Annotated in this window: 14 protein-coding genes; 6 read left to right on the top strand and 8 right to left on the bottom strand. The window is 50.2% G+C overall.

Features of this window, described 5'->3' with window-relative positions:
• Nucleotides 1-82: 82 nt before the first annotated feature.
• The 4 genes from rplT to CRO57_RS15610 all read right to left on the bottom strand — a co-directional run bounded on the left by rplT (nucleotide 83) and on the right by CRO57_RS15610 (nucleotide 2,847).
• Nucleotides 83-439: a 50S ribosomal protein L20 gene (rplT, locus tag CRO57_RS15625; RefSeq protein WP_097154391.1), complete on the bottom strand. Its 357-nt coding sequence runs from the start codon at nucleotides 437-439 to the stop codon at nucleotides 83-85.
• Nucleotides 440-473: 34 nt separating this feature from the next.
• The gene (gene rpmI, locus CRO57_RS15620; protein ID WP_097154390.1) at nucleotides 474-671 is read right to left on the bottom strand and encodes a 50S ribosomal protein L35; all 198 of its coding nucleotides are present in this window, start codon (nucleotides 669-671) and stop codon (nucleotides 474-476) included.
• A gap of 290 nt (nucleotides 672-961) precedes the next feature.
• A complete protein-coding gene (infC, locus tag CRO57_RS15615) occupies nucleotides 962-1,504 on the bottom strand; it encodes a translation initiation factor IF-3 (RefSeq protein WP_097154389.1) in 543 nt (180 codons plus the stop codon).
• Between the two features lie 161 nt (nucleotides 1,505-1,665).
• Nucleotides 1,666-2,847, bottom strand: a complete 1,182-nt coding sequence (locus CRO57_RS15610; protein ID WP_097154388.1) for a glycosyltransferase family 4 protein — start codon at nucleotides 2,845-2,847, stop codon at nucleotides 1,666-1,668.
• A 67-nt stretch (nucleotides 2,848-2,914) separates the two neighbouring features.
• On the opposite strand from CRO57_RS15610, the gene CRO57_RS15605 reads away from it, so the two are divergent.
• Together CRO57_RS15605 and CRO57_RS15600 are read left to right on the top strand one after the other, a co-directional pair.
• Nucleotides 2,915-3,682 carry an alpha/beta hydrolase gene (locus tag CRO57_RS15605; protein WP_097154387.1) on the top strand — a complete coding sequence of 256 codons (768 nt, stop codon included), beginning with the start codon at nucleotides 2,915-2,917 and terminating at the stop codon, nucleotides 3,680-3,682.
• Between the two features lie 20 nt (nucleotides 3,683-3,702).
• Nucleotides 3,703-4,290, top strand: a complete 588-nt coding sequence (locus CRO57_RS15600) for a hypothetical protein (RefSeq protein ID WP_097154386.1) — start codon at nucleotides 3,703-3,705, stop codon at nucleotides 4,288-4,290.
• 1 nt (nucleotide 4,291) lies between these two features.
• On the opposite strand, the gene CRO57_RS15595 is transcribed toward CRO57_RS15600, so the two are convergent.
• Nucleotides 4,292-4,924: a VOC family protein gene (locus tag CRO57_RS15595; protein WP_097154385.1), complete on the bottom strand. Its 633-nt coding sequence runs from the start codon at nucleotides 4,922-4,924 to the stop codon at nucleotides 4,292-4,294.
• 23 nt (nucleotides 4,925-4,947) lie between these two features.
• Nucleotides 4,948-5,841, bottom strand: coding sequence for an archaetidylserine decarboxylase (gene asd, locus CRO57_RS15590; protein WP_097154384.1), 894 nt, complete (start codon nucleotides 5,839-5,841; stop codon nucleotides 4,948-4,950).
• A 361-nt stretch (nucleotides 5,842-6,202) separates the two neighbouring features.
• Between asd and CRO57_RS15585 the strand changes: the two genes are divergently transcribed.
• Entirely contained in the window at nucleotides 6,203-8,161 is a 1,959-nt protein-coding gene (locus tag CRO57_RS15585) for a bifunctional 2',3'-cyclic-nucleotide 2'-phosphodiesterase/3'-nucleotidase (protein ID WP_097154383.1), read from the top strand.
• A gap of 86 nt (nucleotides 8,162-8,247) precedes the next feature.
• On the opposite strand, the gene CRO57_RS15580 is transcribed toward CRO57_RS15585, so the two are convergent.
• Both CRO57_RS15580 and CRO57_RS15575 read right to left on the bottom strand, forming a co-directional pair.
• Complete coding sequence (locus CRO57_RS15580; protein WP_097154382.1) at nucleotides 8,248-8,634, bottom strand: MmcQ/YjbR family DNA-binding protein; 387 nt, start codon at nucleotides 8,632-8,634, stop codon at nucleotides 8,248-8,250.
• A gap of 26 nt (nucleotides 8,635-8,660) precedes the next feature.
• Nucleotides 8,661-10,181: an ATP-binding protein gene (locus CRO57_RS15575; RefSeq protein ID WP_097154381.1), complete on the bottom strand. Its 1,521-nt coding sequence runs from the start codon at nucleotides 10,179-10,181 to the stop codon at nucleotides 8,661-8,663.
• Nucleotides 10,182-10,395: 214 nt separating this feature from the next.
• Between CRO57_RS15575 and CRO57_RS15570 the strand changes: the two genes are divergently transcribed.
• From CRO57_RS15570 to rpsT, 3 genes are all read left to right on the top strand, one after another.
• A complete protein-coding gene (locus CRO57_RS15570) occupies nucleotides 10,396-11,145 on the top strand; it encodes a pyrimidine 5'-nucleotidase (protein ID WP_097154380.1) in 750 nt (249 codons plus the stop codon).
• Between the two features lie 331 nt (nucleotides 11,146-11,476).
• Entirely contained in the window at nucleotides 11,477-12,250 is a 774-nt protein-coding gene (locus tag CRO57_RS15565) for an enoyl-CoA hydratase (protein ID WP_097154502.1), read from the top strand.
• A 317-nt stretch (nucleotides 12,251-12,567) separates the two neighbouring features.
• The gene (gene rpsT, locus CRO57_RS15560; RefSeq protein ID WP_097154379.1) at nucleotides 12,568-12,834 is read left to right on the top strand and encodes a 30S ribosomal protein S20; all 267 of its coding nucleotides are present in this window, start codon (nucleotides 12,568-12,570) and stop codon (nucleotides 12,832-12,834) included.
• Nucleotides 12,835-12,886 lie beyond the last annotated feature (52 nt).

The following is a 12,886-nucleotide window of genomic DNA, read 5'->3' as shown; positions in this document are numbered from 1 at the left end:
CATGCTCAAAAGACAAAGAAAAACCCGCATCAACGGATCGATGCGGGTTCTTGGGTATCAAAGATGCTTTAGCATCGAGTCATTAAGCTGCGGCAGATTTGGCCTTTTCAACCAGAGCACCAAATGCTTCTGGCTGATGGATTGCCATATCGGACAGAACTTTACGATCGATTTCGATGCCAGCCTTGTTCAGGCCATCGATGAAGCGACCATAGGTCAGGCCCTGTTCGCGCACAGCAGCGTTGATACGCTGGATCCACAGTGAGCGGAAATTGCGCTTCTTGGTCTTACGGTCGCGATAAGCGTACTGACCGGCTTTTTCAACCGCCTGTTTCGCTACGCGAATGGTGCTTTTACGACGGCCATAGTAACCTTTGGCAGCCTTGAGGACTTTTTTGTGACGGGCGTGAGCCGTTACACCGCGTTTTACACGTGACATATCTGAAAACTCCTAGAAAGAATGCGTCAGGTTCTTATGCGTAAGGCAAGAACTGTTTGACGACTTTGGCATCCTGATCTTTGAGAATGGTGGTGCCACGAGCAGTACGGATGAATTTGGTGGTACGTTTGATCATACCATGGCGCTTGCCAGCTTGACCTGCACGGATTTTACCAGAACCGGTCACCTTGAAGCGCTTCTTCGCGCCGGACTTTGTCTTCAGCTTGGGCATTTTGCTCTCCTGAATCCAATAGGATTGTTGATCTTGTGCTCGAAACCTTTCTCTTCCTCTGGCAAACAGAGGAAAAACAAGTCTCGGATTGAGCATTCTGACTCACCACGGCAGCCCTAAACCCAAAAAAGGAGAATAAGCCGGATGAGCCGAGACTGGCGGGTTATAGCCATGCAGGGAAAATGAATCAAGAGGCGTCAGTACGAATCTAGCCCCGAAAATACAAAAACCCGGAAGTTTTTCCGGGTTTTCATTGCCTATCTGCAAATAGAAGGATTAGCAGAGATCGATCAGGTGGCTTTTGGTGCCAGAATCATGATCATCTGGCGGCCTTCCAGCTTTGGCTCCAGCTCCACCTTGGTGCGCTCTGCCAACTCGGCCTTGACCCTTCTCAGAAGCTCCATGCCCAAATTCTGGTGGGCCATTTCACGACCACGGAAACGCAGGGTGAACTTGACCTTGTCGCCAGCATCCAGAAAACGATTGGCATTGCGCAGCTTGACTTCATAGTCATGGGTATCGATGTTCGGACGCATTTTCACTTCCTTGACATCAACAACCTTCTGCTTCTTGCGCGCTTCGGCCGCTTTCTTCTGAGCCTGATATTTGTACCGGCCATAATCCATGATCTTACAGACCGGTGGCTTGGCATTTGGGGAAATCTCTACGAGATCCAGACCCGCCTCTGAAGCCATGTCCAGTGCCTGACGTGTCGGCACGGCCCCATGGTTATCACCCTTATCATCGATGAGCTGAACTTCGTCTACACGGATTTGGTTATTTGTGCGCGGTCCCGTTTCCCGGGTTGGCTGCGCTCGATACGGACGGCGAATGGTCGTAGTCTCCTAAATAATTGTCGAAATCGGTTCGCTGCATAACATATGCCTTACGGGAGGCCAGCTTGCAAGTCTTTCTCGCGCCTTGATAGGACGCAAGCCTTGAGATTTCCTTGCACTGTCAACAATTGGGCATAAAGTCTCGATGAAATTGCGGGTTATTCCTTAGCGACCAGCGTCGAACCGATCAATTGATCATAAACGGCCATAGTTTGCTGTCCCATGGATTGCAGTGAAAAGGTCTTTGCAACATGGTCACGTGCCTTAATCGCCTGTTCACTGGTCTTATCAGCTTTTGAGGTCAGTGATTTGACTAAGGCGTCTTGCCATGCTTTTTCATCGCCATGAGTTAAACTTTGCCCTAGCCAGCTATCACCTTCAAACCCTTCTGGGGCAGCTACGACCTCGGGCTGCGCACCCAAATCACCGACCAGAACAGGCGTTTGCATGGCAAGGCTTTCTGCCGCAGAGCGGCCAAATGTCTCTGCATCCTGCGAAGGCACGATGGTCACATCCGCCAGAGCATAAGCCGCAGGCATATCTGCACAATGACCTACGCGTTTGACCATGTCCTGCAAACCATGCGCCAGAGTCAACGCATCCAGTTCTTCGACGTAACTTTGCCGTCCCTGATCATCCCCGATCAAAGCCACCTGAAAGGAAAGCCCTTGTTTCTTCAGCACGCCCAAAACCGGCAGAATGAAAGCTTGCCCTTTCCAGCGCGTCAGGCGAGAGGGAAGCAGTAGAACAGGACGCTCAGCCAACCCCCACTTGCTACGCAATGCTTGTATGCGCTCCTTCGAGATCACAGCAGGATCAAATTTTTCCAGATCAACACCACGATAAATGACGGTAAGGCGATCTTTGGCATCTGGATTACGCCCTGCTACCAGATCGCGGGTATAGCCAGAATTGGCAATCACCACATCACCCTTGGCCATGACCGAATTATAGAAGGCCTTGAAGCGGCCCTTTTGACTGTAGGCCCCGTGATAGGTGGTAACAAAAGGTACCCCAGCTCTTCTGGCTGCAAGATAAGCCGACCAAGCCGGTGCTCGTGAGCGAGCATGCACCAGATCCACGCCCTGCTCCTTGATCATTTTCTCGATCTGTTTGGCATGGCTATGAAGGATCTTGAAGGGATTTTTGGTTCTGCCTTCAAACTCCAATTGAACGCCGCCCATCTCTTCAAGATCCGCGCTCAAACGGCCGCGCTCGGACGCCACCAATGCCTTGCCCCCGGCATCGATAATGGCCTTGGCGATATCCACTGTTCCACGTTCAACGCCGCCGGAATCGAGCCAAGGAATAACTTGCAATATGGTCGGGGCGTTTTTCATGCTACAGCCTTGAGGCAAAGGCGCGACTCAATGGAGGCGCGAAGGAATATTTGACGGAGACATAGCAATGACTGCCATTCAGATGCAAATGCTTAACGTGGGCGGACGGGAAATCAAGTTCAATCACCGCCCCGGAAAAGACAGCGCATGTGGCGTCTTTTGGATGGGCGGCTATAAATCCGACATGGAAGGTTCCAAGGTTCTGGTGCTTGATGAATGGGCTGAGAAAACCGGCCATGGCTGCATGCGCTACGACTATTCCGGTCATGGTATTTCGGGTGGTGCCTTTACCGACGGCACCATTTCCAAATGGCTCGAAGAAAGCCTTGCCATTTTCAACAGAACGGAAGGCGAGCAAATTATCATCGGCTCTTCCATGGGCGGCTGGCTGGCGCTGCTGCTAACCGTTGCGCATATCAAGGCCATTGGCGTCGAGAATAGCCGCATCAAAGGCCTCATCCTGATTGCACCTGCAATCGATATGACCAAGGATCTGATGTGGGACAAATTTGACGACGAGATCCGCGCAGGCATGAAAGCGACCGGCGTTTATGAGCAGCCAAGTGACTATGGCGAACCTTATCAGATCACCCTTGATCTGATTGAAGACGGCAAACAGCATCTGTTTGGTGACGCCATGATAGAGACCGGCTGCCCGGTTCATATCCTGCAAGGGGTTCTGGATGACGCCGTGCCATGGCAAATGGCCGTTGATCTTGTTTCTCGCCTCGCCCGCGATGACGTGCGGCTCACCCTCGTCAAAGACGGCGATCATCGCTTGTCTCGCGACGAAGACTTGGCCCGGCTTATTCGATGCGTCGAGGAGATGCTTTAACGATCCAGGATCATCATTCCATGCGGCTCACCACATACATATTTTTATTTCTGATCGCGGCAGCACCTGCATATGCTGTCGATATTGTGCGTACAGCGTTGAACGAACAAGAATTTAGCCAGGAAAAGAACAAAAGAATAGACAGGGAGGCAGCTCGGAATTTCCAACGCTGGAACAAAAACCCAGACATTATATGGGACTGTGACAGTATTCCGCTGTCCCGTACCAATTGCTCTATCACCACTCTACTATGGAAGTCATTCAAGATTAGAGATAAGGGAATAAAGCTGTTTCCTTATGGGCTTTTTTCAAAAAAAACCTACCCCAATATCCATTTCAATATTTCAGGAAATGTGCCGGGCTGCAGGATCGAAAACCATCCCAACCTAACTTTTGTTGACGTTGGGAACATCGATAGATCAGCTATATATCAGTGCATAAATGGCAGTATCCTCACACATTATAACTTTAACGGAAATGTTAAATTTCCGAATATTATCAGCATAATAGCAGCAGAACACTTACTACAAACCACTCCGCCAGCAACAGATGTCGACCAGATTTTCAACGAGATTGAAGCAGTTATCAATCAGCGAAAATGGCAATGATCTATCTGAGCAATTTAACACCTGCCGCGGTTTGAATTTCCGCTTCCAAACCAATCTCATCTGAGTGCCTCAGAACGACCCTTTGATCCGTAAAGCGTGGTTTCAGAAAGGCTTCGATCTCATCCATGTTTGGGTGAGAGATAGTGAGTTTGAGCAAGCGACAGCCAAGATCGATCATGTTGCCTGATGGATGCGGCCCCTCTGGCCATTCAATCAGGGTTGGGCAAGTGCCATCAAACGGCAAGCGACCATCATCAGAGGTCGAGAATTGCCAATGCAGATCGCCACGTGCCATGTCGATGGCTTTGCCCATCTGAGCCGGAGCATCACTGAGGGTTTGCTGGATATCACTGGTTCCGACAATCCAGGTTGCCAAGGAAGCATCACCCTTCAAGGGAAAGTCAAACCCGAACCATCTGGGGTGGTCAGGCTTAGGCGCATCAGGATCGATGGCTATGACTTCCATATATTCATTGCCGCCCAAACTCATCAGTCGATTATGGGTACCCATTTTTGGATGCTGACCGCCCGGAGGCACGGTGATGCCCAGCTGATCTTCAACATGTTTGAGACCAGCCTCCAACGACGTTGCGACCACGGCGATATGATCAAGGACCAGATGATCTTGCTGCATGAGACTTGCCCTTTATGAAGAGTTCAGACAATTCGGGCAAGTTCCTCCCCGACCTTGATCAGGGTTTCCTTGCCCTCGGCACTGTTGACGATGAGATCACCAGAAAACTGGATTTTGCCCGGTTCAAAGACGAGAACCGTGGTGGAGCCACCAAATTTGAAATAACCTTTTTCATCCATCGCCTTGACCGGGCCGGATGTCTTGGTGTTGACGATTGCGCCAACCCCGAAAGCCCCTACTTCAACATAAGCAAGGGTGCCAGCTTTCTCGGTCTCGATCAGGGTATAGGTGCGTTTATTCTCACCAAAAACATCAGGCCCTGCTCCCAAGGCAATCGGATTGACCGAGTGCAACGCGCCTTCGATATCCCGACTTTGCGTGATCATGCCATCGCAGGGAAAGTGATAACGGTGATAGTCAGCCGGGCAGAGACGCACGATTGCCAATGCGCCACCGACAAAGCGCTCATGAATGCCAGGCAACATCTTCTCTATTGAAAACGGATAGCCCTTGACCGGGGCAAAGTCGTTGCCATCCAATTCCGGGAAGACCAGCACCCGACCATCGGCAGGACTGAGAATCAGATTGGGATCGGTACGATATGGGCGCGCTTCCGGCTTCAGATGCCGGATGAAAAATTCATTGAAGCTCTTGTAGCTGTCCTTGGAATCGGCAAATTCGCTCTCATCAATGCCAAGTTCCTTGATGGTTGGATCGATCTTGCTCCTGGAAAGCGCAGAATCGTAATAAGCCCCCATCAACTTGCTGATCAAGGGTGAGCGAAACAGCATCTTTTCGATCAAGGATGAACTGGCATCCTGATAGGCCCAGCGGATCCATTTTTCACCCAACACCACTTCTTCAAATTCATCTCCCGTCTTGCGATCAATGATGCGGATTGGTTGGCGCTGGCTCATCTCTTTTTATCCTTATTGGCCCGCATTGCGAGCGTTGTTTGGCGAATCAGGGCCTTACATACGTAAAAAGCCGGAAATTTCCGCTGCACAGACAGCCATAGAAATGCCATCAGGACAAGCTTTTACGCTCATGCCTGTGCAAAGCCATTTTCACAAAGATTGATATTTCTACACTTTTCGACACACCCCAAAAGATGCAGCTTTGCCAAGGTTCAAATGTCTTGCTCCCGTCATTTGGCTGGGATCTAATGTTCTCAATCATTTGATCATGCGTGCCGTTCTGTTCGCATTTCTCGATCAAATGAATCCACCTGCTTCTAATTCCACCTCTATTCAAAGATATTTTTTCGGGGAGATATTGATGAATATTTTGAAATCCTTTTTTTGCGCTGGTCTGATGAGCAGCACGATGGCTGCAACTTCGATGGTTTCTGGCTCCGCCATAGCTGCCGAGGTCAAACTGCGCCTGCTTGAGACCACAGACATTCATGTGCATCTGGCCGACTATGATTATTATCGCGACAAACAGTCCGATAAAGTTGGCCTTGCCAAGGTCTCCAGCCTTTTAAAAACTGCCCGGTCTGAGGCCAAGAATTCCATGCTGTTTGACAATGGTGATCTTATTCAGGGCAATCCGTTGGGCGATTACATCGCCAAGGAAAAAGGCCTGAAGGATGGTGAGGTTCATCCGGTCTACAAAGCCATGAATATGCTGAATTATGATGCTGCCAATATCGGCAATCATGAATTCAATTACGGTCTGGATTTCCTCAAAAAATCCATCAAGGGCGCAAATTTCCCTTATGTGCTGTCCAATGTCTATGTGCTGGATGGTGATAAAGACCCTTCCAACGACAAGCCGCTTTACGATCCTTACATCATCATCAACAAGGACGTTATAGCCGAAGATGGCTCCAAACATATGGTCAAGGTTGGCGTGATCGGCTTCACCCCTCCGCAGATCATGCAATGGGACAAGGCCAATCTGGAAGGCAAACTGCGTGTTGAAGACATCATCGACAGTGCCAATAAATATGTGCCGCAGATGAAGGAAAAAGGTGCCGATATCATCGTCGCCATTCCGCATTCCTCAGTCTCCACATCCGAGCGCAAAGGCATGGAAGAAAACGCCTCCGCCTATCTTTCCAAGGTTGAAGGCATTGATGCCATCCTGTTTGGCCATGGTCATCTAGTCTTCCCTTCGAAGAAATATGAAGGCTTCCCGGGTGCAGATGTCGCGAAAGGTACCCTTAATGGTGTGCCTGCCACCATGCCTGGTTTTTGGGGCTCACATCTGGGTGTGATTGATCTGACGCTTTCTGGAGAGACTGGAAATTGGAAAGTTTCTGATGGTACCGGGTCTGTGCGTGGTATTTACAAGCGCGATGGCCGCAAGACCATTCCGCTGGTGGAAGCCGATGCTGCCATCAATGAAGCCATCAAGCACGAACATGAGGAAACCATCGCCTATATGCGCAAAGGCGTTGGCAAGACCACAGCTCCGATCAATAGCTATTTTGCGCTGGTGGCCGATGATCCATCCATTCAGATCGTGACGAATGCACAGAAATGGTATGTTCAGAAGCTGGTCAATGGTTCGGAATATGACGGACTACCAGTGCTCTCAGCTGGAGCTCCGTTCAAGGCTGGCGGTCGCGGTGGCCCGGACTATTTCACCGTAGTGCCAGCAGGTGAGATAGCTCTTAAAAATGTGGCTGATCTTTATATCTATCCAAACACCCTGCGTGTGGTGAAAATGACTGGCTCTGAAGTGCGTGAATGGTTGGAAATGTCCGCCGGGCAGTTCAACCAGATCAAGCCCGGAATGGATGGCGAGCAAGCTCTGATCAACACCGATTTTCCATCTTATAATTTTGATGTGATTGATGGTGTCACATACAAGATTGATGTCTCCAAGCCAGCTCGCTATAGCAAGAAAGGTGAAAAGGTTTCTGACGGCCACCGCATTGTTGACATGATGTTTGACGGCAAGCCAGTTGATCCCAAACAGGAATTCGTCATTGCCACCAATAATTATCGCGCCAGTGGCGGCGGCAATTTCCCAGGGCTCAAAGGCGACAACATCATCATTTCAGCACCGGATGAAAACCGCACCATTCTGGCCAATTACATTTTCGATCAGAAGACCATCAACCCATCCGCCGATAAGAATTGGAGCTTTGCACCATTGAGCGGCAAGGCAAAAGTCTCCTTCACATCCAGCCCATCTGCCAAGGATGTGGCAACCAGCATGGGCTTTGAAACCATGGGCATGGCAGAAAACGGCTTTGCCAAATATCGGATTGATCTCAGCAAATAAGCTGGAATTCAGACAAACGAAAAGCCCGGTCGGAATAATTCTGGTCGGGCTTTTATAGTCAGGCAATTATTCTGACTATAAACCTTTTAGGCCCAAGACAGGCCCAACTCTTTTTGCAACTTCTTGGTCAGCTTACGACCAATGATTTCATGGGCCGCATCGATATGAGATTTGATCTCTTCATCGTCCATGGCATCCATACTCTCCAACTGTACCCATTTGGCTCGCGCCAGATAGGGAGCCGGGATGATATCTTCCTGATCGGGCAGGACTTCGAACGCCAAATCCGAGACCTTGAAGCTGATCTTGATGCCAAGCTTACCTGTTTCCTTATCCTCAACATCCTCTCCCCAATTGGAGCAGATGGCGAAAATCTTGCCACCGACTTTCCAGACGGATGCATTGCCCCATTGAATGACATTGGTCGTTGCCGTCAGGCTGGCGCAATAGGCATCAAATTCTTCTCTGGTCATGGTAATGGTCTCTATATCAAGATATTTTAACTCGCCTGATCAGGGGATGGCAGGCAGATTTGAAAATGTGCACCAGGAGAGCGTTCCAGCAATGCGATACTCCCGCCATGGGCCTGAACCAGCTCTGCCGAAATTGCGAGACCAAGACCGGTTCCACCTTTGCGAACCGACCCCTGGAACGCCTTGAAAAGCGATGCTTTCGCCTGCTCTGGCACTCCGGGTCCGGTATCCGAAATCACGATATCCGTCTTGTCGCCGGTTTCCTCCGCAAAGATTTCCAGTCGGGAAATAACACTTTCGCTATCTGCATCTTCGTTTTTCATGACCTGAACGGAATTGCGGCACAGATTCAGCATGATACGGAACAATTGACCAGGATCCGCATAGACTTCCAGATTTTCTGGAACCGCATTCGAGAAGGCGATTTCGCTTTTACCCGACAGATCCAGAAAGTCAGCGACTTCATCAGCCACTTTGTGCAAATTGAGCAATCGCTTTTCCGGTGGCTCTTCCTGCGCCTTTCCATATGACATCACGGCACGCGAATAATCGACTGCCCGATCCAACGCCCCCATGATCTTTGGAACGACACGCTGGACGGTCGGATCTTCCAACATGCTCAGACGATCAGAGAAAAGCTGCGCAGACGCCAGGATGTTGCGCAAATCATGATTGATTTTCGAGACTGCAAGGCCAAGATCGGCAAGGCGCTTCTGCTTGCTCAAGGTTCTGGCCAGTGCCATTTCCATGCGAGCAAGCTGCTGTTCGGTCATACCGATTTCATCCTGACGACCAGATGGTTTGATCACCGCAGTGACGTCATCAGGATTGTGCGAAAAGCGCACCATGCTTCGAGACATCCTGAGGATCGGTCGAATGAGCAAGCCGCGCAGCGAGAGATAGACAAGTGTGGCCGTGATCACCGAGATTACCAGCGACAATACCAGGATATTGATGGCAAACTGAAACATTGCCTGACGCAAGGGGGTTTCGTCGAAAACCAACTCAATCACGCCCTTGGTATAGGAGGACTCTCCCATCACACGAATGGTCCTGCCATCTCCCCACATCAAGGTATCGAATGCTGCAAATATCGACTGGACAGGTGTCATGGCACCGATATCGTCATCCCGCCGGATAACACCTGGCATGTCAATCATCGCAAGCAATTGACGCTGGCCTTCCTTGCGCAGCGCGAGTGTCTGAACCTTGAGTCGATCCAGGAGAGTTTCCTCGAACATCTCATTCATCATATCTGGTGAGGCTTGCGTATAGGCAAGTGCAGCCACTTCAGCCAGTTCGAGTTTCCTCGAGAGCCAATCCACGCGGAATTTGGAAATGGATGGCACGAAAATGAGCACTTCGCTAAGCATGACAAACAGGATTGTCAGCAACAGGAGCTTTGAGGAAAGGCTGAAACCCTTGACCTTCAAATCCTCCGGATCCGGCTGCAATGGCAGAGATTTGACCTCACCATTTGTCAAGCCGTTCGCGCCCTCGCTCTCAATTGGGTGAGCTGAAACAGTGTTGTTTGCATTCTCGCTCATTGTCTTGCACCTCGATCGCCCGTTTTCACCAGTAATGCGCAAAAAGGTTCAACGAATCATTGTTTTTATGCCCCTATCAACCAGTCTAGACCATCGAGCCAGCGATCTGAATGGATCATTCTCATCCGTTCACCATTGCGCTGGCCAAGGCAGTACAGATCGTCCATAGTGTGCTTTCATTTCGACTCGTTTTTGCAATTGGCAAGGAGCCCCCATGTCCGCCAACGGCTTTGCTGGCTACGATTTTACCGCTTTTGACGGGATCGATACCTGGATCTTTGATCTCGACAACACGCTCTATCCTCCCTCTACCAATCTGTTCAAACAGATGAACGAAAAAATGAGTGATTATGTGGCGCGGCTTCTGGATATCCCGGTGGATGAGGCAACCACTCTTAGAGAGGGCTATTACAAGGAGCATGGCACAACCCTGCGCGGCTTGATGATCGAGCATGACATTCATCCTGATGATTTTCTGGAACATGTCCATAATATCGATCACACTTGGGTGAAGCCTGACCCGGACCTTGCAAGGGCTATCTGCGCCCTACCCGGTAAACGCTATATCTTTACCAATGGCACCGAAAAGCACGCCCTCGCCGTGGCCGAGCGCCTTGGTATTACCGATCATATTGATGACATCTTCGATATTGTTTGGGCTGATCTGGATCCGAAACCCAATCGGGCACCGTATGAAAAACTCTTGTCCGAGACCGGTTTGAATCCCAAAAATTCAGCCATGTTTGAAGATCTGGCCCGTAATCTCAAGGTACCCCATGATTTAGGAATGCAAACAATTTTGATGGTTCCCGGTCATACGAAAGCGGTCTTTCAGGAAAGCTGGCAAGCCAAGGGCCCGGAAGCGCCCCATGTCGGCTATGTAAGCGATGATCTTGCCAAATTTCTGCATGGCGTTCTGGACCACCGTGAGATTGATCCCTCAATGCTTTCCCAAGATCTGTAAGCCTCGCTTGCTCCCCCTATACCCTCGCAACGTGATAATCCATTATACTGGTCCTTTAGCCAAGAACCAACAGTTTACGTAATATGTCGTTGAAAGCTTCTGGCCCATGAGGCAAAGTAGGGCAGCTTTTTTGAAACAAGATAGCAATTGAAGGGACTGCAGAGGTAGTCCGAGCTCTAATCCGTGACACGCCATGTGAGACAGAAAGCGAACTTGCACCCTTTGGCTGAACACGCTAGCCATAGCATCAACCAACCAATTGGGCAGATCTTATGATTTGCCGTCCGGATTTTGCATGATTGCCACTTTGCTGCCACTTCAGGAGGACTTGATGGCTTACGAACATATTTTGACAGAGACCCGCAATGGCGTTGGCCTGATCACTCTTAACCGCCCCAAAGCACTGAATGCGCTTTGCTCGGACCTGATTGCCGAAGTATCAGAAGCTTTGGACGGGTATGAGAAAGACGAGAAGATTGGTGCTGTTGTCATTACCGGATCTGAAAAAGCCTTCGCCGCAGGCGCCGATATCAAAGAAATGTCCTCCATGAGCTATATGGATGCCTATCTGGGTGATTTCATCACGCCTTGGGATCGTGTTGCACAAAACCGCAAGCCCATCATCGCCGCTGTTGCCGGTTATGCACTCGGAGGTGGCTGCGAGCTGGCCATGATGTGTGATTTCATTCTTGCCGGTGACAACGCAAAATTCGGTCAGCCGGAAATCACTCTCGGCGTCATGCCAGGTGCCGGTGGTTCCCAGCGCCTGACCCGTTTCGTCGGCAAATCCAAAGCCATGGATATGTGCCTGACCGGTCGCATGATGGATGCAGAGGAAGCCGAGCGCTGCGGTTTGGTATCACGCATCGTTCCAGCAGGTGATCTGGTGGAGGAAGCCGTCAAAACCGCGCAGAAGATTGCCGATTTCTCCCTGCCAATCGTCATGATGACCAAGGAAAGCGTCAATCGCTCTTATGAGACCACGCTCAATGAAGGCCTGAAATTTGAGCGTCGCCTGTTCCATTCCATGTTTGCAACCGAAGATCAGAGCGAAGGCATGGCCGCTTTCGTCGACAAGCGCAAACCACAATTCAAGAACAAGTAACTCCATTGACGGATTTCCGTTGAAAGACAATTGCAAAGGCGCGGGAGGCTTCTCGCGCCTTTTGTTATTTCAACAGAGCACAATGTCGCTTTGATCGGAATATAAATCAGTTGACGGTTATAAAGCACTACACTATAAGCACGGCCTGATGGCGGCCTCCATGTGCCGCCTTTTGTTGTCGAATTCTATTCGACTTTGTTTGAGACCAGCAAAGGCCCTTCATAGATAAGTCCTTTGTGAGGTAACTGCTCGTCCTTCTGGCCCAATCGAAGATTGCGCTGTTGCGATGCAGCGGCAAAGAAAAGGAACAGGCTCCAATGGCCAATACCACTTCAGCCAAAAAGGCTACCCGTAAAATTGCCCGCAAAACTGCCATCAACAAGGCCCGCCGCACTCGTGTACGTGGTTGCCTGCGCAAGGTAGAAGAAGCAATCGCCGCTGCCGATCAGGCTGCTGCCAGCGAAGCACTGCGTATTGCTCAGTCTGAACTGATGCGCGCTGTTTCCAAGGGTGTGTTCCATAAAAACACCGCATCTCGCAAAGTCTCTCGCCTGTCCAAGCGCATCAAAGCGCTTTCTGCATAAGCAGCAGGTATTGCTTTCAAAAAGCCCGGACCAGATTGGCCGGGCTTTTTTC

Source organism: Cohaesibacter gelatinilyticus (assembly GCF_900215605.1).
Taxonomy (GTDB): domain Bacteria; phylum Pseudomonadota; class Alphaproteobacteria; order Rhizobiales; family Cohaesibacteraceae; genus Cohaesibacter; species Cohaesibacter gelatinilyticus.
This window is presented reverse-complemented; position numbering and strand designations above follow the sequence as displayed.